Below are 23,444 nucleotides of genomic sequence, written 5' to 3'. Positions count from 1 at the left end.
GTTGTTCGCATATAAATTTTTTGCTGCCGCGCTGCCGTTCGCACGGTCGGTCGGTGGTGCTCAGGGTTCCTTGGACTCCGTTCGCGGCCGACGATAAGCAAGCTGCGCTCCCGATTCACCGCGACGGGCAGCGCACGTTTTTGGGCGAGCCCGCGCGCTATCCTTCGTGAGCGTAACCCGCGCTCTGCCGTACCGGACGGAGCGTCTTTTTGGCGCCTGCTCTTGAGCACGGCACGCGCTGTTCCGCGGCACCTGCAGTGAGCGAATACTGGTAGGATGGCATAAATGACCGGGTAGTCGCCGGGCTCTGACCCCTGGTTTCCCCCCCCCGGTTACCGGTAACTCCGCTTGCGGTGGTTAAAGAAGACGATCAGCCCGAGTATAGCGGCAACGGGGAGCGCGATGCTGGTGAATTCGGGTATCTCAGTCACGCATATTTCCGTCTCGTCAGACGCGGTTTTCGTTGCCCTGTAAGTAAGGAGGACGTTATAGCTCAAGGTTGCGGTGTTATTGATCATGCTTCCTGCAGCAGTACCGGGTTTCACCGTTACGGTCACGGTGACACAGGCTTCCCCCGTATATGCAGCGAGTGTTCCGATGTTCCAGGTAACCGTATGGTATGTCTCATTATAGACCCCCTCATCGGATGCGACTAGAAATTCCGTTTCTTCTGGCAGCGTATCGATGAGCTTTACCTCGGTTATCTTGAAAGACGCGGGATTGCTATAGCAAATCGTGTAGGTAATTTCATCCCCACGGTTCACGCAGTCCTCACACACATCGCTGACCTTGGTAAGTGTTGGCTTATTATCAGATGCCATTGCGCTTACCGTACCTACGAGAAGCATACCAACCATCGCGGCGATCGCGAGGTAGATACAGATAACCCTAAGACCTTTTTTATACATCCATCCCTTTCGGGCTGTAATTTTCATGTCATTTCCTCCTGTAGGCAAGATTGTCGATGGATAAATATATAGGGTTATGTAACCTAAGTAAGAACCTCAGGTAAGGTCGTCGGTGTGCTACGCGCTCGTTTTCGGGCTCGAGCACCTGCTAATACCCGTTTTGCCGCCCCTTAGCTGAAGCTAGCCAGGCACGCATCAACCAATCAGTCAGTTAGTCAGCCAGCCAGTCACCCGGTCAGGACTCTCTCGTGCGTCTCTTCATCGTGGTGAGCGCAACCGCAAGCAGCGCGATCGTCAGGATCAGTGCGGCCGCCCGCGAGAGTGCAGGCACCTGCGGCGCGGAAACAAATCTGAAGGCTGCATTGTCAGGCGGGATATTCACCACTCTGATGAGTCCCTGATGGTCATCGCACGGAATGATCAGCTCGAACCAGTATGCATCGTTAATCGTTGCGGAGACCGTTGCGTGAGCGACGCTGGGCTCACACCACAGTGTCGCTCGTGCTATCCCCCCGGAGGTCATAACCGCTACCACGTCCGTACCCGATTCGATAAGAGCGCAACCGGGCTCAGTTTCGAATCGAACGGTGACTTCATCCGGGTCAGTGCCCGCACAGAATTGTACGACCGCTTCGAGCTCGACCGGTGTCCCCGGCGGGTACGTACCCGAGCTGGGCGTGAGCGCGAGTTTGTAGGGCACGCTCTTGTTGATCGAGGCATTGATCATCGTGCATGCCTCCGGATGCACGGCGCAATCGGGAATCCAGCGTGATTCCCAGCCGGGCTCGGTAGGTCGTGCGGTATGGTTGTAGAACGGTATGCCGGTGCGGCAGCTTGCAGCATCACTGTACCAGAAGTACCAGAACGCGGCCTGTCCCGCGGAGACGTTTTCGCAGTCTGCGCAGGATTGTGTCCACGTGTTCAGCACATAAGCGAACGAATTATTCTTACAGCTCGGCTCTGCGGGGATGATCGTCGCGTTGAAGGAAGCATTGCGAGTGACATTGATATCGAAGTCCTTACAGTACCCGTAGAAGGGTTCGCCACTGATATTCAAGCGGAACCATACAGCCGCGGCATCCCAGGGGCCGATGGCATACGTCCAGTTCTCATCTGTGGTGTTATAGAACCACCCCGCGGAGTAACTGCCATTGCAGCACCAATCAACGGTCACGTTCCATTCACATTCTGCGGCGGCGATCGTTGCAGTAGCCAGAAGCAGGCACACAACGCAGAGTGCTTTACCGAGTTGATGCATCACCGGCATTCACCTTCCTGAGTCCTCAGTTTATCGTTATATCTTCTCATTTTTCTGTCAATGGTAGAGTTCGGTTGTCGGTGCGGGTATTTAAAGCTTCCGCACTGACGCGGCTGTAACTACCGTAACCGGGTGCTGCATGCAGCAAGCGCATTCGACTCGAAATTTACTACTGCAGCGAGCGGATCACAGGGCGACCGTAAGCGGATGTTTGTGCAGCCCGATATTCACTGATTCACCGTTCCTGCATGCAGGTGCTGTATTAAGCGCCAAGCAACTTTTATTATTGGGTCGCTTGCTAAGCCAGAGTGAGGAGTTCACAGAAGAGCGATGGATGCGTATCAATCGGTGCTGTTAGGGGTGCTGCAGGGGGTTACGGAATGGTTACCGATCAGCAGCCAGGGTCAGACCGTCCTGGTGATGCTGCAGTTCTTGCGGCTCGAGCCTGCAGCGGCGCTCTCCATGGCGATCTTCCTGCATACCGGGACGATGCTCGCGGTCCTCCTGCGTTTTCGCGCTGATTTCCGGTCGATGCTCGCGGCTTTATTCCGCATTCGCGCAGATCGCGGGTCGCTGCGTGGTGATCCGAGGTCTCAGTTATTGCTGCGGCACATTGTGGTGGCGACCGGCGCGACGGCGGTAACGGCGTTGCCGCTGCTCTATTTCGTTGCGCGTATGATCGAGAGCGTGGAGCACGCAACGCTGCTCATCGGGTGCCTGCTGATCCTCACGGGCATCCTGCTGGGGCTGCAGCGCCGTGCCCGGACCAGTTACCGTCGATTTGATGAGCTAACCGTAACGGACATGGTGCTTGCGGGGCTCGTGCAGGGCTTCTCGATCCTCCCGGGTATCTCGCGGTCCGGGACGACGATCACGATCCTGCTGATGCGTGGCATCACGCAGGAGCTTGCGTTACGGTTATCGTTCCTCATGAGTGTCCCGGCGGTGCTGGGCGCGCTGATCCTGTTCGAGCTCGGGCAGGTGCCCGCGGTATCTCTGCGGTCTGCGGCGCTCATGGTGCTCTCGTCGCTCCTCGCGGGCTATCTGACGATGGATCTGCTCCTGCGGTTTGCGGCGCGAGTGAACTTCGCGTCTTTCTGCATCGTCTTAGGCGCGCTGACGATCGTGCTCACGCAGCTCCCGCAGCTCGGGTACTTTATATATTAGCTAAGCACATGCTGAGTATCATAAATGAATGAATGACTGCGGGGTGTATTGAGAGATGCTCACCGGGTTGGTGCTAGCGCTCGCGTTGAATTTTGCGTTCATGCTGCTGGTCATGCCGCGGTTCATCGTGAAGCTGCAGCAGCGGGGCACGGTGACCGTTGACCGGTACAAGCGCGATCTGCGCGAGATCCCGACGCAGGGCGGTATAGCGATCATCGCGGTGGTCTTCCTGCTCTTCGGGCTGGAAGCAACGCTCGAGCACCTGCCCTTTTATTTCGTCAGTATCCCGTTCCAGTCCACCGATACAGACTGGGCGATCCTGCTCGTTGCGGGGCTCTATGCTGGTTTCGGGCTGGTGGATGACCTTGTTGATGTGGGCCGGGTGGTGAAGATCGTTCTGCTCTTCTTCTTCTCGTATAGGTTGATCTTCGTGATCTTAACGACCGCGATAACGATCCCGGTGCTCGGTGTGATCGATCTCGGCGTGTATCATCTCTTCATCATTGTGCCGCTCTATGTGCTCGTGGTGGCGAACCTGGTGAACATGCATTCGGGCTTCAACGGGCTCGCGTCGGGGCTGTCTGCGCTGCTTATCGCGTTCATGCTCGTGAAGTTCATTATGGTCGGGTCGCCGGGTATGCTGGTGCTGAGCTGCCTGCTGGGTGCGACGCTCGGCTTTGTTTGGTTCAACCGGTATCCCGCGCGCATCTTATGGGGCAATGTAGGCGCGTTAGCGCTCGGTGCCGCGCTTGGTAGCGCGATCGTGGTCTCGGGCTTTCTGGTCGCGGGCTTCGTGATGTTCCTGCCCCACACGGTCAACTTCCTCATGTACGCGTACTGGCGGGTGATGCACAAGCTACATCCCGAAACGTTAAAGTGGCAGCTGGCGAAGTTCGGGCGCGTGCGTGACGATGGCACGCTGGAGGTCCCGAATCCGTTGACGCTGAAGTGGGTGTTACCTTATCACTTCCGCATGACGGAGCGGCAGGCGGTGCTCGCGATGTATGCGCTCACGCTACCGTTCTGCGTGCTCGGGCTCTTCATACCGTACTGAGTGGTTCTTAAATAAACCGTTCTTTGTAAAAGAAAGCAAACCGTTCTTTGTAACTAAAAGAAAGCTTTACCAAAGAAATTACTGAGCGAATTGAGATAAGGATCGCGATAGTGCGAGACATCGAGACGGGGAAATCAATCGCGCAGGTATCACGGGAGAACGAGATTCACCCGTCCCTCATCGTGAAGTGGAAAACTGAGTATTTTGAGAACCCAAAGAAAGCATTCAGCGGCAACGGACGGGTATACAAAGATCAGGCCAGGATGGCAGAACTTGAACGGCTGGTCGGACGGTTATACGCGGAGAACGAGTTTTTTAAAAAGGCCTTAGGGACCTTGGAAAGCCGGATTCGGGAGCGAAAAAGGGGGCTGCTGGAGTGAAGTATATGGTCATCAAAGAGTGTCAAGAGTCTGGAAGTCAAATATCCGTAGATCACGCCACCCACATAATGGACGTCAGTAGATGCGGGTTCTATAAATGGCAGAAGCAGTCGAAGAACGAACCGGTAAAGGGCGGGAATATAGCGGTTAGAAATGAGCTCCAGAAGATCGCCGTGGAGTTTCCGGCATACGGGTACAGACGGATAACCGTAGAACTCAGGAACCGTGGCTATACGGTGAACCACAAACGTGTGTTGAGGCTTATGCGAGAAGACAATCTCCTGTGCGTTCGGAAGAGGTTCAAGCCAAAAACCACCGACTCCAATCATATCCTCAGGAGATATCCTAACCTGATAAAAGACCTGAAAATAACCAGGCTGAATCAGGTCTGGGCTTCGGATATTACCTACGTATAGCTGCCCCGAGAATTCGTATATCTGGCAGTTGTTTTGGATCTCTTCAGCAGGAGATGTATCGGATGGAATCTAGATAGAAGCCTGTACACAGAGCTGGTTTTGCGTGCTTTGACCATGGCTATAGAAGATCGTTGGAATGATAACATGCATGGACTGATTCCTCATTCAGACCAGGGTGTTCAATATGCCTCGAAAGAGTACATCGAATGCCTCGATGCCCACGGGATCAGTATCAGCATGTCAGCGCAAGGCAACCCGTACGATAATGCATTTGTTGAGCGCTTTATCCGGACGCTAAAGTATGAGGAAGTCTATCTCAATGACTACGAGACCTTTTCAGACGCCTCAAAAAACCTCTTCCGCTTCATCGACGACGTATACAACAAAAAGCGGCTGCATTCATCCCTGGGGTACCGGTCACCGATTGACTTCGAAAAGGGGGTGATTTTAAATAGCGTTTCTTAACCTATTGTATACTAACAGGGGTTCACCCCATCAACCTCGTGTAAGATACGATCCTTTAGCCGTGATTTAATCGCATCCTTCATCACAAGGTCAACATCCCGTCCAAAAAGCCCTTCAAGGTAAAATTTTAACCGCATATAATTGAAAAAATCCTTGTGCCCCCTGGTAAAATCGACAAGAACATCTATATCACTGGCTGTTGTCTCTTCACCCCGGATATAAGAGCCAAATAACCCCAGTTCTCTTACATTACATGAAAAGCCCGCCTCATGTGCGCTTTTTTCTCCGCCAATTTCCGCGCCACCTCAGCAGCATCCATCTTGCCGCTCCTCCTCGACCTTTAACCCTCCCTCGTCCATACGATAGATAGGTATTGTAGCACCCATCACCACTACCGGATTTGTTGTCTGGTTTTAAAAATCAATCTCTTGTTTGTGCTACAGCACCGGTCCCGTTACGGTTCTTCTGGACATGAAGCGGGTAGTGGCGTGGATTGGGTCAGGCGGGCAGTGTGCCAACGCCAGCGATGAGTACGCGGGAGTGGGCAGACCGGTAAGACCTTAGCGCATGAGCGAGAGGTAGCAGGTGGGCATCCTGCTGTGGATGGAGTTCAGGGGATCAGTCAGCAGAGGTTCGTTCGTATGTATCGTACACTGTGTGCTATCGCTTCTACGCTTCGCCGCTACGCCGCCGCGTGCTGGCGCTCGAAGATGCGGTGGGTGATGGAAGGCAGCAGCTGGTGGCGGCGCACACGGTATCCGCACAGGCTGAGCGGAGGTTGTATTCGCCGCCGATACGGGCAGCTGAACCTGTGGATACGCATCATGATCCTGGATGAACGGTCGCCCGTCAGCGCTCCTCATCTCGTCTCCGATGCGTCAGTACCAGAGGTACGAATCAAAAGCCCGTAGCCTTTTATAGGCATTGTTGCTCCAATAGGATAACATGAACCCGCGAGGGAAGCGAACGGTTAGGAGGTGAAAGCAAAAAAGTGAAACTCAGAGGAACGTTTATATCGATAATCGTTGTAGCTGCGTTAGTTGCTTCGCTATCTTTGACATTTGCTAATAGTACCGGCAATGAACCACCAACTAACAATCCTTGGGATTATCCTTATATTGATGAGTGTGCAGACGCATACGACGTAGAGTTTTGCAACAATCATATGATAGAGTTTCTGGGTGTTGAAGCTACTAACGGAGGAGTGACCTGGTATTACAGAGTGACCAACTATAATGAAGCAGCGTACCCCGAGATCAGTCACTGGATCACCTTTTGGTGCATGCCAGACAAGCTTATTGATGGTGAACCTCAACCCGTATATTACCAAGATGAAATCAATCCCGCGAACTCAATAGTAGGCGTAAAATTCGATGAAGTAAACATCGGTAAGGGAGTACCCACACTCTTTTGGTTTACATTGAGTGGCAATTATTACCTATCCAACAATGACCTTGCTGTGAAATTTGGAACTAACGAATATCTGGGGAAAATATGGGGACCGTACTGTGGTCCAGAGATCCCGGAATTCTCAACGATTGCACTACCCGCACTGTCACTCGTAGGACTCTTTGCGTTCTTCAGCTACCGCAAGAAGAAACAATAATCTTAAAGAAGATGGATCGATTTCCTTTTTCCGATCCTCATTTTTTATCATTTTTACTTTCCCCCCTCCTTTTTCCGAACGGGGGGAGCTTCATTCAGCAAAGAACCGGCGCTGGGAGGAAAACGGAAGAAGATGAAACGGTTACGGGTGGGCGTGATCGGTGTGGGCGCGATGGGCGTGCACCATGCCAGGCTCTATCATGAGCTTGCGGCCGCGGAGCTGGTCGGCGTTGCGGACCCGCGTGAACCGCAGGCGCGTGAGGTGGCCGCGGCCTACCACACGGACGCTTATACGGACTACGAGCAGTTGCTGCAGCAGGATCTCGATTCGGTGAGCATCGCGGTACCGACGAGCCTGCACCGCGAAGTCGCGACGAAAGCCGCTGGATATGGTGTGCACCTGCTGGTGGAGAAGCCGATCGCGGACACCCTGAGCGGAGCGGACGCTATAATAGAAGCTGCGCGTCGCGCGGGTGTGAAGCTGATGGTGGGTCATATCGAGCGGTTCAACCCGGTGATCCAGAAGTTGAAGGAGCTTGTGGTGGGTGGCGAGCTGGGCGAGCTGCTTTCGATCTCCTGCCGCTGGCCGGGTGGGCCCCAACCCCGCGCGGATACGGGATGTGGGCATTATCATTGATCTCGCAGATCTCGTACCTGTACGGGCTGCAGGCGCAGCAGGTGTATGCAATCGGTGGCAACAGCTTCCATATAAAGGAGGATTACGCGTCTATTCTGCTGCACTACGCGGGCAGGAAATCGGGGTTCGTGGAGACGAACTGGCTCACACCGCATAAGATACGCAAAATCACCGTGACCGGCACGAAGGGGGTCGCGCATGCGGACTATCTGGACCAGCGCCTGGAGCTCTGGCGTGAAGGTGCTGTCGAAGAAATAAAGGTAGAGCCGCGCGAGCCGCTCCGGAACGAGCTCGAGCATTTCCTCCACGCGGTGGGGAATGGCGAGCGGCCGAGCCCGTCAGGCGAGGAGGGTAAATATGCACTCCAGGTCGCGCTCGCCGCGATCCAGTCGTACGATAACGGCACGAACGTGCCGTTGGCCGTAAGCGCGTAAACCCCGTTAAAACGGGCGGCGGAGGCCGACAAGCTTTCTTTAGCGCGTTCAGGTTACTTTGTTACTTATGGTACCCTGCCGGAACACAGCAGGGCTGGAAACCCTACTGTACCAGCCACTAACCAGCATCTAGCACAGCTCTAGCTAGCGATGGACAGCCTCTTCGGTCGGCCAAGGCTCCGCAGCAACCGGCACGAAGGTTTGCGGCGGAATCATCTAATCGCGTCCGTTACTTCATGGTTCAACCTCCGCGCTCACCCTCGAACGGTCGCACTCCGCGCCTTGCCGACGTTGCATCAGTACCAGAGGTACGAATCGGAAGCCCGTAGCCTTTTATAGGCAGTCTTGCCCCAATAGGAGAACATGAATGAAACCCCTGGGGTAAGCGAACGGTTAGGAGGTGAAAGCAAAAAAGTGAAACTAGGAACCTATTTTGGCTCGCTCATTCTCGTTGTACTGTTAGCGATACTGACCGCACCGGCGATGGCTTTCCCATCCCCAGCCACCATAGACGGCGATTTGAGTGACTGGGGCCTGGGTGAATGGTACAAAGGGATGGCATATTGGACAGGATACGTGACTCCACCACCTCTCGAGGATATCGCTCATTATTGGGTGCCTAGTAGTGCAACCTGCGATTGGATCGTGGAAGATAATCGACGTGACGGTTTAGCGGTAACGACTAGTAGTATTTGGTCAGATTATGGAACAGGTGTTCACATTAAGGGTACCGGCTCTAGCTACACACCGTACATTGAACCTCAGATATTCGGCCATACCCAACCAGCTGGTGGCGAGATTTGCGATATAGAAGCGCTGTATTTCGACAGTGATGCAACCAATGTCTACATTGCTATAATCGCATCGGTCCCAGAAGAGGCGATAGGCGACTTGAGGATCGAAATAAAGGGCACGGATTACGCCATCGTATTACAAGAAAATCAAGGCAATACGAAAGGAAGGGTAATCAAAAATCCGACTTGGATTAAGACAGGCACAACCCAAAGGCCGTCCACATGGCCAACTAATTGGGTGGCGATCGGAGAGATCGATTATTATAGAGCTGTAGGAGCTGTAGGAGGAAATTTTGCGACTATTGCTCACGTGAATTCTGGGCACAATGATAATGTTCATACTTACACATCAAATATTAAATCTGGTCCGAACTGGATCTATGAAATCAGTGTACCACGAAGCGCCTTGGACAATCCCTTGGATACTGATTTAGCCAACTTACACCTTACCCTGTGGTGCGCTAATGACGTGATCGAGTTGAAAAATGCAACCACTGAAGTGCCGGAATTTACAACGATTGCACTGCCCGCGCTGTCACTCATAGGGCTGTTCGCGTTCTTCAACTATCGCAACAAGAAAAAAGGTATTTAAAATTAAAGGAGATGGATCGATTTCCTTTTTCCGATCCTCATTTTTATCATTTTTACTTTCCCCCCTCCTTTTCCCGAAGGGTGGGTCATCATCAGAAAAGAACCCCGAACACCGTCAGTCATGAGACCGAATACCCGAATTCGGGACCTTTGCGCTGCCAGTCGCAGTAGTGCGCGGTTTGTGCCTGTGCTTGAGCTATCTATCGGCAGCGGCACACATTGCTCAGCGTCTTTTTCGGCCCTTCTCTTCTATTCTACCTAACCCTCTTTTCGTTACGGAAGCATGCATGAGGTAGCCGCGAAAAAGCAATACATGCGAAAATGATATCTGCATCATATCCATTCTTATAAATTCAGAGCTCTATTCTATAAGCACTAAAATACTATGGCGAAGCTGACCAGATACCACCTGTTCGCTGCTTTGACCTGTGCGTATGCGGCGTTTCTCTTTTACCTCTCCTCTCGTTCTACTCTTCCGGGGCTCGATGAGTTCGCGTTCCTGTACGGATTGGTGGACTATCTCAAGGAAGTGGGGCTTGAGGTGCTCATGTATCCTTTTTATGTCGCGTACCTCTATCCGGACAAGATTGCGCACGTTCTGCTGTATCTGGTCTTCGGGCTGCTGCTGCACCTGGCATTCCGCACGTCTCGTAGTGTTATGGTGAGCACCCGGCCGGCGCTTTTCGCGGTGCTCGCCGGCCTGCTCTTTGGTGTCACGGACGAGCTGCACCAGTTTTTTGTGCCCGGCCGGAGCATGAGTGCGCTGGACCTCGGTGCGGATCTCACCGGTCTGCTTCTGGCGCAGGTGCTCATCTTCTTCGTTGGTCTTCTGCGATTCCTCAAGGGGGAGCATCTGTTACCACGCGTCTCCTGCGCAGCGTGCCGGGCACCCCGGCGAACCGCTGAGAAGCCGAGCGCATTAAAACGCGCGCTCATCATTGCGGTGATCTGCTTGATCCTTATTGTAGGCGGGATACTGATCTATGCGAAGGTCACCATCGATGATGAGCCGTACACCGCGTTATATATCATGGGCGCGGGCGGCAAGGCGGATACCTATCCGAAAGCGGTGCACCTGCTGGAGCCCAGCACGATCAGTGTGGTCATCGAGAACTATGAGCGTGCCCCGGTGACGTATACGCTGCAGGTGCTGCTGGACGGCTATCAGCTGCATGAAGAGCAGATCCGCCTGTCACACGGTGAGACCTGGAAAGATGCCGTGCAGTTCACGCCGCGGCACGTGTCGCAGCACGCGAAGCTGGAGTTCCTGCTCTTCAAGGACGGCTCTTTCACCAGCCCGTATCGGTCGGTGCACTTCTGGGTTGAGTCAGTGATCAACCCGGCCAATCTGGCAGCGTTGAGTGGCTATGCGCTCACGGAGCTGCCGGTGCTCGCGAATTCGGACATGGAGCTGGACTCGAACTGGCAGTTTATGAGGACCGGGGAGCTTTTCCGGGGGCATTACACGAAGTTCTACCAGATGGTGGAGGATGCGACGGTCAGTGGCTACGTGCTTGATAACCGCACGGGAGTGGCGATCGGGAACGCCCGGATCCACGTGACGAACCGTTACGGGATCGAGCGGACGAACATCACGGACGAAACCGGTTTTTATGAGTTCCAGCTCATGCCGGACTTTTACTGGCGCGATATCACTGCGCGCGAGTACCAGAAGCTGGAGACGGCGTTCGAGCTGACAGCGGATGAGCCGCTGGTACGCAACCTGGGTCTCGAACCGATCATCGCGCATAACCGGACCGTTGCGGAACTGTCGGGGATCAACGAGACGATACCAGTGTTACCGCCCGAGCTGTTGCCGGCAGCGGTCTCCACGGTGAGCGGGTATGTCCTTTATAATGCGACGCCCCTGAGTGGTGTGACGGTGGTGGTCAGTGACCGCGACCAGTACGATAAGTCCGCGCTGACGGCTAGCACGGGCTACTTCGAACTGGATGTAATCCCGGGGCGGTTATGGCTGGACGTGCTTCCTGCTGGATACCTGGCAACCGCTACTGAGTTCAGTACAGGTGACGGGCAGCGGGTAACGCTCGAGGTGGCACTCGATGCATATCCGGCGAGCACGTATCAACTCGATATTCCCTCGGGCACCGCGATAGCCACGGGTGCTCTGGGCGGTATTTATCAGGAGTTCGAGTCTGCGGAAGGTCTTGCCACGCTCTCGTTCACGGTCGCCGATTCTTACCGTACAACCCGGAGCGTGGGGTACCTCTCCATGCAGGCGGTGGTGAATGATCTGGTGGTCTGGGAGGACGATGTTGCGGGCGATGACGGCTGGCAGGACGTCCGGATCCCCGTGATGCTCGATAATGGCACGAACCGCGTCACGCTGCGGGTGTATGCGAAGCAAGATGCGACCAGCTTTCCGCTGACCGTCTGGTGGGATAGCGTGCGCCTGGAGCCGTTGGCGGTGCTCTTGAACGAGCCGGAGACCTCATTCGCGATATTCGATATGAACGGCACGGAGCAGCATTACCACCCCACGAGGCTCCATCTGGGTGTGCCTGCGGCGGTACTGGCGCGTATCGATAATAACGAGCACCGACCAATGACCTATATCCTGCAGGTGCGACTCGATGGCGCGGTGCTCAGCAGCCAGGAGGTGTTCGTGGAGGATGGCGTCCGGTGGGAGCAGCCACTTGCATTCGTGCCCGACCGGCTTGGCGCGCTTTTAAAGCTGGAGTTTCTGCTGTTCTCAGATCACGTAGACGAGGAGCCGTATAAGTCGTTCCAGCTCAAGGTCTCCTCGGAGGTTGATCACACGAATACGGGCATACTCTCGAATTACGTGGTATCGCCGTTACCTGCACTCCTTAATGCCGAGTTCGACACAGCAGACGGGTGGCGCTATTCAGGGACCGCAGCGGACTTCGCCGGTGGGTTAACGGACGCGGTATACTTATCGCCCTGGACTTCGTATGAACTCCGCTATCCCGGCCGGACGCGTCTGGAAGCAGGCGCTTCTGCGGGTATTTACCAGGACTTCACGGTTACGCGCTATCCTGCTACGGTCGTTATCGCCTGCAGCGTGCAGGATTCTTATACCAGTGACCGTGCGGGCCCGTTTGTGAAGCAGGTGCTGCTGAATGACGTGGTGATCTGGGAGGATAACGTTGCGGGTGACGCTGCGTGGCAGCAGGTGAAGCTACCGGTGACGCTGCGTGCGAAGCAGAACAGCCTGATGCTGCGGGTGTATGCGGAACGATCGAGCTCAGACTTCCCGATCACGGTCTGGTGGGATGATGTGCGGATCGAGCCGATCACCGCACTTCTCGAGGAATCGCTACCCGCCTCGTTCGCCATTCTTGATGCGGCAGGCAGGGAGGATACGTACCCCACCGCGTTGTATCTCGGCGAGCCGATGGCGTTTCTCGCGCGGGTAGAGCACCATGATCGCGCGGAACAGGAGTATCTGCTCCAGCTGCGATTTGAAGGCCGTGTACTTCAGACGAGGAGCAAATGGCTGAAGCAGGGTGAAACATGGGAGCAACCGCTGACCTTCACTTCTGATAGGGTCGGCAGTACCCAGCAGCTCGAATTCCTGCTCTTCAAGAGCCGCGTGAGTGAGAAGCCTTACCGCTTTATCGCGCTTTCGGTCTCGACCGCGCTCAATCTCAATACTTTAGAGCCGCTGGTGCGGTACGGCCTCGAGCCGTTGCCCGTGGTGGATAACGGTGATATGCGCTCGATCGGGTGGTGGACGTTTGCGTCCCGCGGCCATTTTGACAGCGCGCTGTACGCGCACGAAAATACCTCACCACCGTTCTCCTATGGCATGACGCAGCGTGGCCGGCTGACGAGCGGCGATTATGCCGCGCTGAGTCAGGACGTTTATGTGGCGAATGACGGTGTTGCGGTTTTATCGTTCACGGTCCGCGATACGTATGAAACGACCTCGGCTGAAGGTAAGAAGCTGATCAAGCAGGTGCTCGTGAATGACGAGGTCGTCTGGTCAGATGACGTTTCAGGGCGCGATGCGGGCTATACCGGCTGGGTGGTGGAGGAGTTTGTGGGCCCGTACTGGATCTGGAATGAGCATATCAAGACCCGTGAAGCTTTTAATGACTGGGTGCAGTCACGATACGACTGGTGGGAAGCTGAGTGGATCAAGCGTACCGTGCCACGGGTGAAATCGGGCTGGCGCCTGGTTGAGGTTCCCGTGTACCTCACCGCGGGCGATACGACCGTGACCCTGCGCGTTTATGCTGCGGAATCGGTGGAGTATCTCGATGTGACGGTTTACTGGGACGATGTGGCGTTCACGCCGATCGGTGATCTGGTGCAGGTGGGAGATCGTACCAGATTGCGGCGCTACAGATAGTGAGCTACGCGCTGAACTCCGCACGAGCTTCAGCAGATTGGCCTTTTTGGATCCACTGTCCCTGGATGCCGCCCCACTCTCCCCGTGAAAGCCGTTCAATCGAATTCTTACCGCACAATCGTGCAACTGTGCAGACGACCCAGTAACACGTACTTACTGTTTTTATCGCTGCACGTTGCAAGCTATCCCGCGTTCTGAGAGCATAATCGAATCCATATTCGGCCACTGCTTTTTGCTGCTCGTTTTCCTTTATCCGCTTTATCTGGTATAATCCTCTGTCTACGCAAGCCCACGCAGGCGGGTGGAATCGATACCTTATTATGCGAGTAGTTTCTAAGTTGTTACCGTCAAGGAACCTCCTGCAGAGCAGCAGACCGCTCGCGGTGCACGAGAAGAACCGAATGCCCGAACCCGGGGTACGAACACAAAGCCCGTATGGTGCTTTATTTATTCTTCACGTTTATACTATACCGTTGCAAGATAAGCAGCAGGGCACGCATGCAGAACACCCAGTATCTTGAACTCCAGGCGAGTTTCAGGAAAGGCGTACGGAACGGCAACTGGCGGCGACTGAGCCGATTAGAGAAGGCGTTAGTCATGACCGCGACCGCCTATGCGAAGAGGTACGGACAGATCGTGAATGCGCAGCTCCTGCAGAAGTTAGCGGCTCTTGTGTCGATATTGAAGTCGACCCGGGGCACGCGCATCCTGCAGCGCGGCTATGAGAAGGCTCGTGCCTTATTGAGCACGGGCGATCGCGGCGTCTTTGCATGGGCGCCGTCGTTACGGGCATGGTTACAGGAGCAGGATTATGTGTTCTGGCTTGGAACCGGGGGTTTGCGAATTTAGGATGCTGACAACACCGTCCTTACCGGGCCACGAGTATCGTTTTTTTATCGTGCATTATACGGCGCACCGGTAACATTGATACGATCCAGCGGTTATAGATGACAGCAACAGATCACACGGACTTCTCTTTTAACCAGAAATGGACGTCATATGAGTTACCATTTGCCTCGAGCAGCAGCTGCACTTTAAGGGGGAAGTCAATCTCTTCGGGCAGGGTTATGGTCTGCGTCTCTTCATGAATTGCTTCGCGATCAAGCCAGAATTCCTTTGTGTCTCGCAACTCGTTGCCCACGTAGATCAGCAAGATATACCTTGTTCGCTCTGTTTCAAAGGATTGCACGCCATAAACAAATGAGATGGTCTCACCAGCCTCAACGTAATTTGTATACGAGTCGGGATAGAGATAGAGTGCGGAATATGACTCCTGTGACGCGACCCAGATAAGATACGCAGCTACCACCACGCCGAGTATGATCGCAATAATAATAGTCTTCTCAATGAGCCTGTCCATCTCCTGCGTCATGCGCCATACACCCATCTTAAAAGGATATCTTCGCGGTTATAAACCTTGCCACGCGACCTGCACGAGCAGGGGTCTGCGGTACGTACCTACGTACGTACGTACGTAACCAAACGATCCTGATGCATCAGCTGAATTCCGTTGTGGGTCTCTGGCGCCAGGCTGTAGAGGCACCGGGTGGAAGGGCATAGCATGAGTTCAGATAACCGGTGCAGGAAGCACTTACGAGACTCACACCATTTCAGAACTATACGGCGATACGAACACACTACGGCACTAACACGCTTATCGTTTTTTTTTTGTGTGTGTGTGTATTTTTGGGGGTAGCTGAATGGCAACAGCCAGAGAAACCGGAAAGAACGTGAATAAAAGCCAGAAACTGCTTCTGGTGCTTTTCCTCATTTTTATCATTGCCGGTTTTATCGAGCTGACCTACGGCTCTGCATACCTGGGAGCAGCTTTTTTCGCGCTCTCTGTGCTCATGCTCATTAAATTGAGCACTGACCGGCGAATCGCCCGAAAACAGAACAACCGGCGTATCCTTCTGCTTCTCGGTGCGACGTTGCTATTCGCCGATCTTCTGTATAACTATTATACACAGTCCACATTACAGACGCTGGATTCAATGGTTTTACTACTTGGTGTATCACTCATACTCGCCAGCGTAAGGAACGAGCAGGTCAGGGATATCGGGCTCTTCAGCGCTTATCTGTCCTCTTTTTTCATTGCTTTCTTCATGATCATCTATGTGGTACCGACGAGACTGGGCATCGGCCTGCCGCTTTACTACGGTCATTATGCTGTTCTGTTACCCGTTTTTTATGTTCTGCGGCTATTCGGGCTGGAGCTCTCTTTAGTACCTGATACGCTGGGACTCATAGACGTTCATGGTACGGAGTTCATGACCTTAAAGATGGATCTAGCCTGTTTCGGGTGGTATTCGATGTTCCTCATTATAAGCACACTGCTGGCGTATTCTATCGTTCTGCATCGTTTTACGCGTCGCGACTTTATAAAATTCCTGCTCATTTTAACCGGCGCTTCGTACGCTGCTAATTTCTTACGCGTTACGGTATTAGTGGCGCTCGGTTTTTATTACGGTTTTGACACGATGATGCTGGCGCATTCACATCTAGGCTGGGTACTCTTTGCCGTCATCTTACTGCCCGTACTGTACTACCTGCTTCTGAGTGAAGACTATCCTTCTGCTGATTCAACGAACGTATCAGGACGGGAATGATCTCAGACCTGCTGGGTTTGCTCAGGATCGTTTTTGGTCTTCTGTTTCTCCTGCTGGTGCCGGGGTATGCCTTGACGCTCGCGCTCTTTCCGCAGAAGGACGATCTGGGTGTGGTCGAACGCCTCGGCTTTGCCGGCGCACTCAGCATCGTTGCGGCTCTCTTGACCACCCTGTTCATTGATCTGGCGTTGCACATACCAACGACCGCGGTGAATATTGTACTCGCGCTACTGACGCTTACCGGGGCAGCTCTTTTGCTCTGGCGGTTGGAACTCTTTGTCTTAGCGTATCTTGAGCGACGACGACGAAGTTCGACGACGAGGCGCGTAAAAGGCGAGGGAAACGGCAATGAGCCCTGAGGAGTTCCTCAGTCTTTTGAAAGCACGGCCGGCCTTGAGCGATACGCAGCGTGCGAATTTAGCGCGAATCAGGGAAATAGCTGAAACGTTCCATCGAGCTGCAGGAACTCATAGCGAAGTACAAGCGCTTCTCACGACGGCACTACCAGAAGAGGAAACGATCGTGCTGGAATCAGGGCACCAGCCGAACTTCTGGCCGTATGCCGGCGTGTGGAAGAAGGTATTCTTGCTCGATTTTTTTGCGCAGCACCTGGCAGCCTCTGGGCGGGATTGTATACCGCTCTTCGGGTTTGCCGATCACAATCTAAGCACCGCGAAATGGCTCTACCAGAACAGGATCCCGTCGAACTCACGGGACGGTTTCGAGACGATCGGCTTCTCGATATCGGGCAAGGACCGCTGGAAGCGGTTTGCGTGCACCGAAAAGCCGAAGGATGAAACCTGGTTAAAGGAACTCGAACGTATACGGACGTTCTATCACGATCGTGTACATGCGCGCGACGATGCGATGGCTCAGCTCGATCAGGTATTCGACGAGATGGCCCGGAGTTACGCGTTGAGCACTAACTTTGCGGATCTGAACGCTTTTCTGGTTTCCCGCATCTGTAATCGTTTATTGAGCTTGCAGGTGCTGTTCTTCAGATATTCCGACGTGCAGCGCGCAGGCATCTTTATGGACGAGTCGGTACGGCTCCTCACCGAGCGGGAGCGCTTCAACCAGCGGTATACTGAAATCATACAGGAAGAAGGCCTGGAGGATATCAGCACCGTTAGCGAGGAATCCGTGCCGTTCTGGTATCACTGCGGCTGCGGTGGAAAGGTACCGCTCTCTGGCAGCCACACGAGACCGCCCGCTAACGAGCGGTACGCTGGTACCTGCCCGGTCTGCAGGGAGCAGTACGAGTTGCCGTTTGCAGAGCTCGCAGACCGTTATGACCGCATGAGTCCTAACGCCGTGGCGCGCAATCTCGTCTTTTCGGAAGGGTTGGGCACCGCGCTCTTCGTCTCAGGAGCAGGCGGTGGTCTCAGATACGGGTTAATTTCAGATAAGCTCGCGCGTGAGTTCAGGTTCACCGTGCCGCTGACGGTCGCATGGCTCGGCCGTGATTACTATGTAGGTCCCGCCCACCGGACTGTTTTGAAGGATTTACAGCGCAGCTCAGGGTTGGCCCAGGATACGTTTTATGGCGATGCGCAGCCACTTCTAACGCAGTTAGCAGCCACAAAAGCAGAACTTGCCGTGAAGATCAACCATCTGGAGCAATCGGGCGGTGGAACAGTGGTGAAGAAGGATTTACAGAAGTATCAGGGGCGCTCTTTAAGCCTCGATACACAGCTGAAGACCGCATCACGCTGCTTCGCGGTTACGCCCTCGTTCCTTGATCTCCTCGTTTCTGTGGGCCTGGAGGCGCTTCTCGCGCACTGGAAGCGGGCACTGATCGATGCTGAACTGACGAACCAGGCGTTTTACCTGATACCTCGTGCGGTGATTCACGGTGATGCGCGCCTGTTCAATCTGTATCAAAACCTGAACGTGCTCGGTGAGCAAGCGCAAGCAGGTGAATGCGGATGAGCGAGCCCCCGGGGCGTTTGGGAACCCAGGAGCAGCAGCAGATGTTCACGAGAATTTTGATCCTGAGCCCGCATACGGACGATGGTGAACTGGGCTGCGGCGGCAGTGTCGCGCGCTTTACGGCCGAGCGCAAGGAGCTCTTTTATGTCGCCTTATCGTGCTGTGAGAAGTCAGTTCCAGCAGCGTATCCCTGCGACATCCTGAAGACGGAAGTGAAGCGAGCGACTGAAGTACTGGGTATACCCCGCAGCAATTTGCTGTTATACGATTATGAAGTGCGCGAATTCCCGCGGTTGCGGCAGGAGATACTGGATACCTTAATCGATATCCGTGAGCATTTACAGCCGGAGGTGGTCTTCACGCCGTCGTCTTACGATACCCATCAGGACCACCGGGTAACGCGTGAGGAAACGCTGCGTGCGTTCAAGGGCTGTACGATTTTGGGCTATGAGCAGCCCTGGAACAACATCACGTTTGATACGACCGCGTTCGTGCTGCTGAACGAGGCGCATGTGCAGAAGAAGATCGCGGCCTTGCACTGCTACGACTCGCAGAAGGGTCGGTCATACCTCAGTGAGGAGTTCATACGGAGCCTTGCACGGACCCGCGGGGTGCAGATCAATACGGAATACGCCGAGGTGTTCGAAGTGATACGGTGGGTAATACGGTGATTTTCTCTTTCCCTCCCAATCGCCTATTCGACGAGCTATGGACGGATCATCAACCCGCTTTTGTATTACGGGCATGTTCGTCGAGTTTTATCACTGCCTGGATCGGTTGAGTTGATAAAAACATACCTGGTAAACAACTCCGGAATACGAATGGTACAAAACCTCACACGGCAATGGCATCAACTCTCAAATGTTTGATAGTTATCTTATACCGTCCTTGATAACTGAAGGAGCACAACCATGAAAAGATGTTCAAACTGTATTTTACCGGGAAATTATCCCGGGATAACCTTTAATGAAGAAGGGGTCTGCAATCATTGTGTTGCTTATAAGGAGCGGGAATATCTTGGTAAAGATATTTTAAAAGCGGAAATAGACTCTTTTCTTACTAATACTAAAAAAAGCGATAGGAATAAAGATTATGACTGTGTAATTGGCATAAGTGGCGGAAGGGATAGTTCTTACCTTTTATATTATCTTGTAAAAGAGATGGATCTAAGAGTACTCGCATACTCTGTTGATAATGGCGTTATTCCCGAACAGACGAAACTGAATATGAAAAACATGTGCGATATTTTAAAGGTGAACCTAGTTATTGAAGAGCACGTCTATCTAAAAAAAATGCTTTGAGCACCACATCAAATCATGGATGCGAAGACCTTCGGCAGCGATGATCGGCGTGCTTTGCACAGGATGCAGGCTGGGCATAACTGTTGGAATCTTAAATTTGGCAAAGAACAACAATATCCCCTTAATTATTAGTGGAGGAACGCCTTTTGAGGGTCAGGGCTATAAAACTAATATTATGAAAGTTAATCCAAATGGTGGGATGAGCTCGTTTGTATCAGGGTATTTATACCAGATAGTAAGGAATCCAAAATGGATTATGAATAGCGATTCTTTAATTACACAAGGCAAAGAATTCTATTACTATTTCTATCCTGGTCGGAAAAAACTAGCGGAGAAAATGGGCATAACACAAATTTCACCATTTCATGCACACTTACATTGGCGTGAGAATGAGATACTTAGAACAATCAAGACTGAATTAAACTGGAGGGAATACCCGGGCATTAAATCAACCTGGCGCGGCGATTGTGAAATAGCGATATTAAAGGATTATCTGTATAAAAAGACGCTTGGATTCAATGATAAAGATGACGGGTTGAGTAGTTTGATACGGGATCATCAATTAACGCGGGCAGAAGCGTTAGAGCGATTAAATAACGAGGGAGACGTTCCCGAGCAAGTGTTACAGGACATTTTCGAAAAGCATGGATTAGATTATTCAGATCTCAAAATAGCGTTAGAAAAAATCGTATGATGGTGCAGTAACAACCTGAAGGGATTAACGCAAACAAATGAGAGTCTTAATTGACATCGGCCATCCTGCGCATGTCCATTTATTCAAACACTGTATATGGAATCTCGAACGGAGTGGGCACGAAGTTATCGTTACCGCGAGGAAGAAGGAGGTTACCCTGAATTTATTACATGCTTACGGACTCACTTATTATGATCTAGGCGAACATTACGCAACCACGTTAGGTAAAGCATCTGGTATGATCAAAAGAAATTATAAATTATATAGAATCGCAAAAAAATTTGTTCCCAATATTTTGGTTGGTGTCCATGATCCGTATATCGCCCAGGTAGGGAAATTATTAAGAAAGCCCTCGATAACTTTTACCGATACGGAACACGTGAGATTAAGCAGTAAACTGACATTCCCTTTTACAAATGTTATTTGCACACCGGCCTGCTTTAAAGAACGACTCAATCCCCAAAAACATGTCCGGTATAATGGCTACCATGAACTTGCCTATCTCCATCCGAAGTATTTCGCGCCCGATGATACCGTCTTAGCGGGAATGGGTCTCTCACGTAATGATCAGTTTATCATTCTACGATTCATCTCGTGGGGCGCATCTCATGATGTTCATTTAATGGGTATTGATAAAGGATCGGCATTAGAGTTCATCAAATCGCTTGAACGTTACGGACGCGTTTTTATCACGTCCGAGCGGAAACTTAGTACTGAACTCGAGCAATATAGATTAGCTGTTCCACCGGAGCAGATGCTTTCTCTCCTGTATTATGCGGATTTATATATAGGCGAAGGCGGCACGATGGCTGCGGAAGCGGCGATACTGGGAACACCGGCGATACATATAGAATCGACATCCAAAGGGATTGCAACCGGTAACTTCTCAGGCAATTTCCTGGAGTTACGTGATACATACGATTTGTTGTGCTTCTATCCCGACCAGAAACACGCTCTGGAGAAGGCGATGAGCATTTTAGAGGATACGAATTCAAAAAAGAAATGGCAGCAGAAGAGGGAGAAACTCCTGGAAGATAAGATAGACGTAACGGCGTGGATGACCGACTTCATCGAACGATATCCAGAAAGTTTTATTGGATATAAGCAGCAGCAACAGAGTAAAGGGACTAACTAATAAATGATCTCATTACACTCTGACCATCCTGATCGTTACAGTACCTATGGCTTTACTCATTTTGTGCAAACCTACGGCCTATTGTCACCAACAATTCGTATGAAATCAGGAAAAGTGATTATAAATGGAGATGATACCAGCGGAAGTGAATTCAGTATTTTTGTTCCAGATGAAGAGCTGGGCGATGAAGCGATTGCGCACCGCATTTTGCAGAGGATTGAGAATGAAACTGAAGAGGTTAGCCTCAAAAATACCGTTAACTATTCAGAAAACGGAATAGAACTGGATTTTAACATTTTCAGAGAAATTGGTTTCGTTTTATCTGGTAAGTTTGAGGCGGCCTTGTTGAAAATCGATACCCAGAAGCAGCGTATATTCTCAACGGTACCGATTGTCGATATCTACGAAAAAGAGCTGTTTGATCTTATACGCCATGCCTGCGCGCAATCGGGTGTACCGTTAGTCCACAAGGCATTCTGGCCTGAGGGCAAGAAGTTCGCAGTATGTTTAACGCATGACGTCGACGAGATCAGGAAAACCTACCAGTATTTCACGCGTTTTCTGAAACATCTGAAACGCGGCGAATTGCGGAGAGGATGGTATCAGCTCTCCACCTTTTTCACCGACAAGCTTACCGGGAGGAACCCCTACTGGACCTTTGAGGAGATCATGAGGATTGAGAACGCACTCAACGTCAAATCCACGTTCTTCTTCTTGAACGAGACGGCAAACGTGAACCTGCTTAAGCCGGCAACGTGGATCCATTATGCACGGAGGTACGATTTTCGAGACCCAAAAATCGCTGAGCTCATAAAAGATCTCGCTGCAAACGGCTGGGAGATAGGACTCCATGGTTCGTATGACTCTTATAGAGATAAAGAGAAATTACAGAAGGAGAAAGACTATCTGGAAGAGACGTTAGGAAGTACGGTACACGGGATACGGCAGCATCACCTGAATTTAATGATACCAGAAACCTGGAAGTATCACGAAAGCATTGGACTGGAATATGATACTTCGCTCGGCTTCAAAGGCGGCGAAGCTATAGGTTTTAAATGGGGGACCAGTTTTCCTTTTCATCCGACTGACGACAACGAAGAATTGTCTCTCTTAGAGATACCGCTGGCAATTATGGACATATCCCTTACAACCAATTCAGGTGTAACTGCATGGGAATCATGTGTAAAGGTAGTTACTGAAGTGAAGAACTACGGGGGCGTTTTAACACTGCTCTGGCACCATACCGTATTTAATACTGATGAATATCCACAGTGTGCTGAGGTCTACGAAAAGTTGATTCGGGTTTGTAAAGAAAAGGGTGCTTGGATAGCTACAGCGGGGGAATTGGCGAGATGGTGGAAGCTGCGCGAAGAAAGTACGTTAGAATGCGAATATAATGAAATCTAATGATTATGCGTACCAGAACATTAATACGGATGAAGAATTACTTGTAAGAACGGATAATAATGATTTTTTCACCATTTTTCGGAGACACAATTTGTCACGCAGCAATTATAAATTACGATTGGTTTAAGCAAAGTAAAATATAGTCGACATATAAAGATCTTTTTATGACCGTTGAGCGATATTCTCTCTAATTTTGGTAATGTCCTAAATTTCGTGGCTTACCTTAAACATCAATAATTCCTTCCAGTTCCAAATATGATCTGTGATGCCCTCAGCCATGCACGGTGTTCTTTCTCTGTTCTTCTCACCCTTTCCTGT

At 52.0% G+C, this 23,444-nt stretch carries 17 protein-coding genes and 3 pseudogenes; 16 read left to right on the top strand and 4 right to left on the bottom strand.

The window, feature by feature from the left end; all coding sequences use genetic code 11:
- Positions 1-332 precede the first annotated feature (332 nt).
- On the bottom strand, positions 333-935 hold the full coding sequence (locus ENN68_06895) for a DUF11 domain-containing protein (GenBank protein HDS45799.1): 603 nt from the start codon (positions 933-935) through the stop codon (positions 333-335).
- Positions 936-1,143: 208 nt separating this feature from the next.
- Positions 1,144-2,166 (bottom strand): hypothetical protein, encoded by a 1,023-nt coding sequence (locus tag ENN68_06890; protein HDS45798.1) that lies wholly within the window; start codon positions 2,164-2,166, stop codon positions 1,144-1,146.
- 330 nt (positions 2,167-2,496) lie between these two features.
- On the opposite strand from ENN68_06890, the gene ENN68_06885 reads away from it, so the two are divergent.
- The 3 genes and pseudogenes from ENN68_06885 to ENN68_06875 all read left to right on the top strand — a co-directional run bounded on the left by ENN68_06885 (position 2,497) and on the right by ENN68_06875 (position 5,648).
- Positions 2,497-3,333 (top strand): undecaprenyl-diphosphate phosphatase, encoded by an 837-nt coding sequence (locus ENN68_06885; protein ID HDS45797.1) that lies wholly within the window; start codon positions 2,497-2,499, stop codon positions 3,331-3,333.
- A gap of 55 nt (positions 3,334-3,388) precedes the next feature.
- Complete coding sequence (locus ENN68_06880; GenBank protein HDS45796.1) at positions 3,389-4,387, top strand: UDP-N-acetylglucosamine-1-phosphate transferase; 999 nt, start codon at positions 3,389-3,391, stop codon at positions 4,385-4,387.
- A 77-nt stretch (positions 4,388-4,464) separates the two neighbouring features.
- Positions 4,465-5,648 (top strand): annotated as a pseudogene (locus ENN68_06875) (IS3 family transposase).
- 11 nt (positions 5,649-5,659) lie between these two features.
- Here ENN68_06875 and ENN68_06870 read toward each other — a convergent pair.
- Positions 5,660-5,967, bottom strand: a pseudogene (locus ENN68_06870) (nucleotidyltransferase).
- A 672-nt stretch (positions 5,968-6,639) separates the two neighbouring features.
- Between ENN68_06870 and ENN68_06865 the strand changes: the two are divergent.
- The 5 genes and pseudogenes from ENN68_06865 (at position 6,640) to ENN68_06845 (ending at position 14,897) form a co-directional block, all read left to right on the top strand.
- Positions 6,640-7,254, top strand: coding sequence for a PEF-CTERM sorting domain-containing protein (locus tag ENN68_06865; GenBank protein ID HDS45795.1), 615 nt, complete (start codon positions 6,640-6,642; stop codon positions 7,252-7,254).
- 132 nt (positions 7,255-7,386) lie between these two features.
- Positions 7,387-8,324, top strand: a pseudogene (locus ENN68_06860) (Gfo/Idh/MocA family oxidoreductase).
- A gap of 363 nt (positions 8,325-8,687) precedes the next feature.
- The gene (locus tag ENN68_06855) at positions 8,688-9,710 is read left to right on the top strand and encodes a hypothetical protein (GenBank protein HDS45794.1); all 1,023 of its coding nucleotides are present in this window, start codon (positions 8,688-8,690) and stop codon (positions 9,708-9,710) included.
- 384 nt (positions 9,711-10,094) lie between these two features.
- Positions 10,095-14,048, top strand: coding sequence for a DUF1616 domain-containing protein (locus ENN68_06850; protein ID HDS45793.1), 3,954 nt, complete (start codon positions 10,095-10,097; stop codon positions 14,046-14,048).
- Positions 14,049-14,546: 498 nt separating this feature from the next.
- Positions 14,547-14,897 carry a hypothetical protein gene (locus ENN68_06845; protein ID HDS45792.1) on the top strand — a complete coding sequence of 117 codons (351 nt, stop codon included), beginning with the start codon at positions 14,547-14,549 and terminating at the stop codon, positions 14,895-14,897.
- 112 nt (positions 14,898-15,009) lie between these two features.
- Here the strand turns inward: ENN68_06845 and ENN68_06840 are convergent, their stop codons facing one another.
- Entirely contained in the window at positions 15,010-15,435 is a 426-nt protein-coding gene (locus ENN68_06840) for a DUF1616 domain-containing protein (GenBank protein HDS45791.1), read from the bottom strand.
- Positions 15,436-15,748: 313 nt separating this feature from the next.
- Between ENN68_06840 and artC the strand changes: the two genes are divergently transcribed.
- The 8 genes from artC to ENN68_06800 all read left to right on the top strand — a co-directional run bounded on the left by artC (position 15,749) and on the right by ENN68_06800 (position 23,126).
- Positions 15,749-16,657 carry an archaeosortase C gene (gene artC / locus ENN68_06835; protein HDS45790.1) on the top strand — a complete coding sequence of 303 codons (909 nt, stop codon included), beginning with the start codon at positions 15,749-15,751 and terminating at the stop codon, positions 16,655-16,657.
- Complete coding sequence (locus ENN68_06830; GenBank protein HDS45789.1) at positions 16,654-17,016, top strand: DUF1616 domain-containing protein; 363 nt, start codon at positions 16,654-16,656, stop codon at positions 17,014-17,016. Before artC ends, ENN68_06830 begins: the two co-directional genes overlap by 4 nt.
- A complete protein-coding gene (locus ENN68_06825) occupies positions 17,006-18,589 on the top strand; it encodes a hypothetical protein (GenBank protein HDS45788.1) in 1,584 nt (527 codons plus the stop codon). The genes ENN68_06830 and ENN68_06825 overlap by 11 nt, the downstream gene beginning before the upstream one ends.
- A 41-nt stretch (positions 18,590-18,630) precedes the next feature.
- Positions 18,631-19,260 carry a PIG-L family deacetylase gene (locus ENN68_06820; protein HDS45787.1) on the top strand — a complete coding sequence of 210 codons (630 nt, stop codon included), beginning with the start codon at positions 18,631-18,633 and terminating at the stop codon, positions 19,258-19,260.
- A 240-nt stretch (positions 19,261-19,500) separates the two neighbouring features.
- A complete protein-coding gene (locus ENN68_06815) occupies positions 19,501-19,890 on the top strand; it encodes a hypothetical protein (protein HDS45786.1) in 390 nt (129 codons plus the stop codon).
- Positions 19,891-19,930: 40 nt separating this feature from the next.
- Positions 19,931-20,584: a hypothetical protein gene (locus ENN68_06810; GenBank protein ID HDS45785.1), complete on the top strand. Its 654-nt coding sequence runs from the start codon at positions 19,931-19,933 to the stop codon at positions 20,582-20,584.
- 37 nt (positions 20,585-20,621) lie between these two features.
- Positions 20,622-21,719 carry a DUF354 domain-containing protein gene (locus ENN68_06805; GenBank protein ID HDS45784.1) on the top strand — a complete coding sequence of 366 codons (1,098 nt, stop codon included), beginning with the start codon at positions 20,622-20,624 and terminating at the stop codon, positions 21,717-21,719.
- Between the two features lie 99 nt (positions 21,720-21,818).
- The gene (locus tag ENN68_06800) at positions 21,819-23,126 is read left to right on the top strand and encodes a hypothetical protein (GenBank protein ID HDS45783.1); all 1,308 of its coding nucleotides are present in this window, start codon (positions 21,819-21,821) and stop codon (positions 23,124-23,126) included.
- Positions 23,127-23,444: the final 318 nt, after the last annotated feature.

This window comes from Methanomicrobia archaeon, assembly GCA_011049045.1.
Taxonomy (GTDB): Archaea; Halobacteriota; Syntropharchaeia; order Alkanophagales; family Methanospirareceae; genus JACGMN01.
This window is presented reverse-complemented; position numbering and strand designations above follow the sequence as displayed.

Coding starts and splice junctions, on each gene's coding strand:
- ENN68_06895 (HDS45799.1), bottom strand. CDS start 935: ATGAAAATTACAGCCCGAAAGGGATGGATGTATAAAAAAGGTCTTAGG.
- ENN68_06890 (HDS45798.1), bottom strand. CDS start 2,166: ATGCATCAACTCGGTAAAGCACTCTGCGTTGTGTGCCTGCTTCTGGCT.
- ENN68_06885 (HDS45797.1), top strand. CDS start 2,497: ATGGATGCGTATCAATCGGTGCTGTTAGGGGTGCTGCAGGGGGTTACG.
- ENN68_06880 (HDS45796.1), top strand. CDS start 3,389: ATGCTCACCGGGTTGGTGCTAGCGCTCGCGTTGAATTTTGCGTTCATG.
- ENN68_06855 (HDS45794.1), top strand. CDS start 8,688: ATGAATGAAACCCCTGGGGTAAGCGAACGGTTAGGAGGTGAAAGCAAA.
- ENN68_06850 (HDS45793.1), top strand. CDS start 10,095: ATGGCGAAGCTGACCAGATACCACCTGTTCGCTGCTTTGACCTGTGCG.
- ENN68_06845 (HDS45792.1), top strand. CDS start 14,547: ATGCAGAACACCCAGTATCTTGAACTCCAGGCGAGTTTCAGGAAAGGC.
- ENN68_06840 (HDS45791.1), bottom strand. CDS start 15,435: ATGGGTGTATGGCGCATGACGCAGGAGATGGACAGGCTCATTGAGAAG.
- artC (HDS45790.1), top strand. CDS start 15,749: ATGGCAACAGCCAGAGAAACCGGAAAGAACGTGAATAAAAGCCAGAAA.
- ENN68_06830 (HDS45789.1), top strand. CDS start 16,654: ATGATCTCAGACCTGCTGGGTTTGCTCAGGATCGTTTTTGGTCTTCTG.
- ENN68_06825 (HDS45788.1), top strand. CDS start 17,006: ATGAGCCCTGAGGAGTTCCTCAGTCTTTTGAAAGCACGGCCGGCCTTG.
- ENN68_06820 (HDS45787.1), top strand. CDS start 18,631: ATGTTCACGAGAATTTTGATCCTGAGCCCGCATACGGACGATGGTGAA.
- ENN68_06815 (HDS45786.1), top strand. CDS start 19,501: ATGAAAAGATGTTCAAACTGTATTTTACCGGGAAATTATCCCGGGATA.
- ENN68_06810 (HDS45785.1), top strand. CDS start 19,931: ATGATCGGCGTGCTTTGCACAGGATGCAGGCTGGGCATAACTGTTGGA.
- ENN68_06805 (HDS45784.1), top strand. CDS start 20,622: ATGAGAGTCTTAATTGACATCGGCCATCCTGCGCATGTCCATTTATTC.
- ENN68_06800 (HDS45783.1), top strand. CDS start 21,819: ATGAAATCAGGAAAAGTGATTATAAATGGAGATGATACCAGCGGAAGT.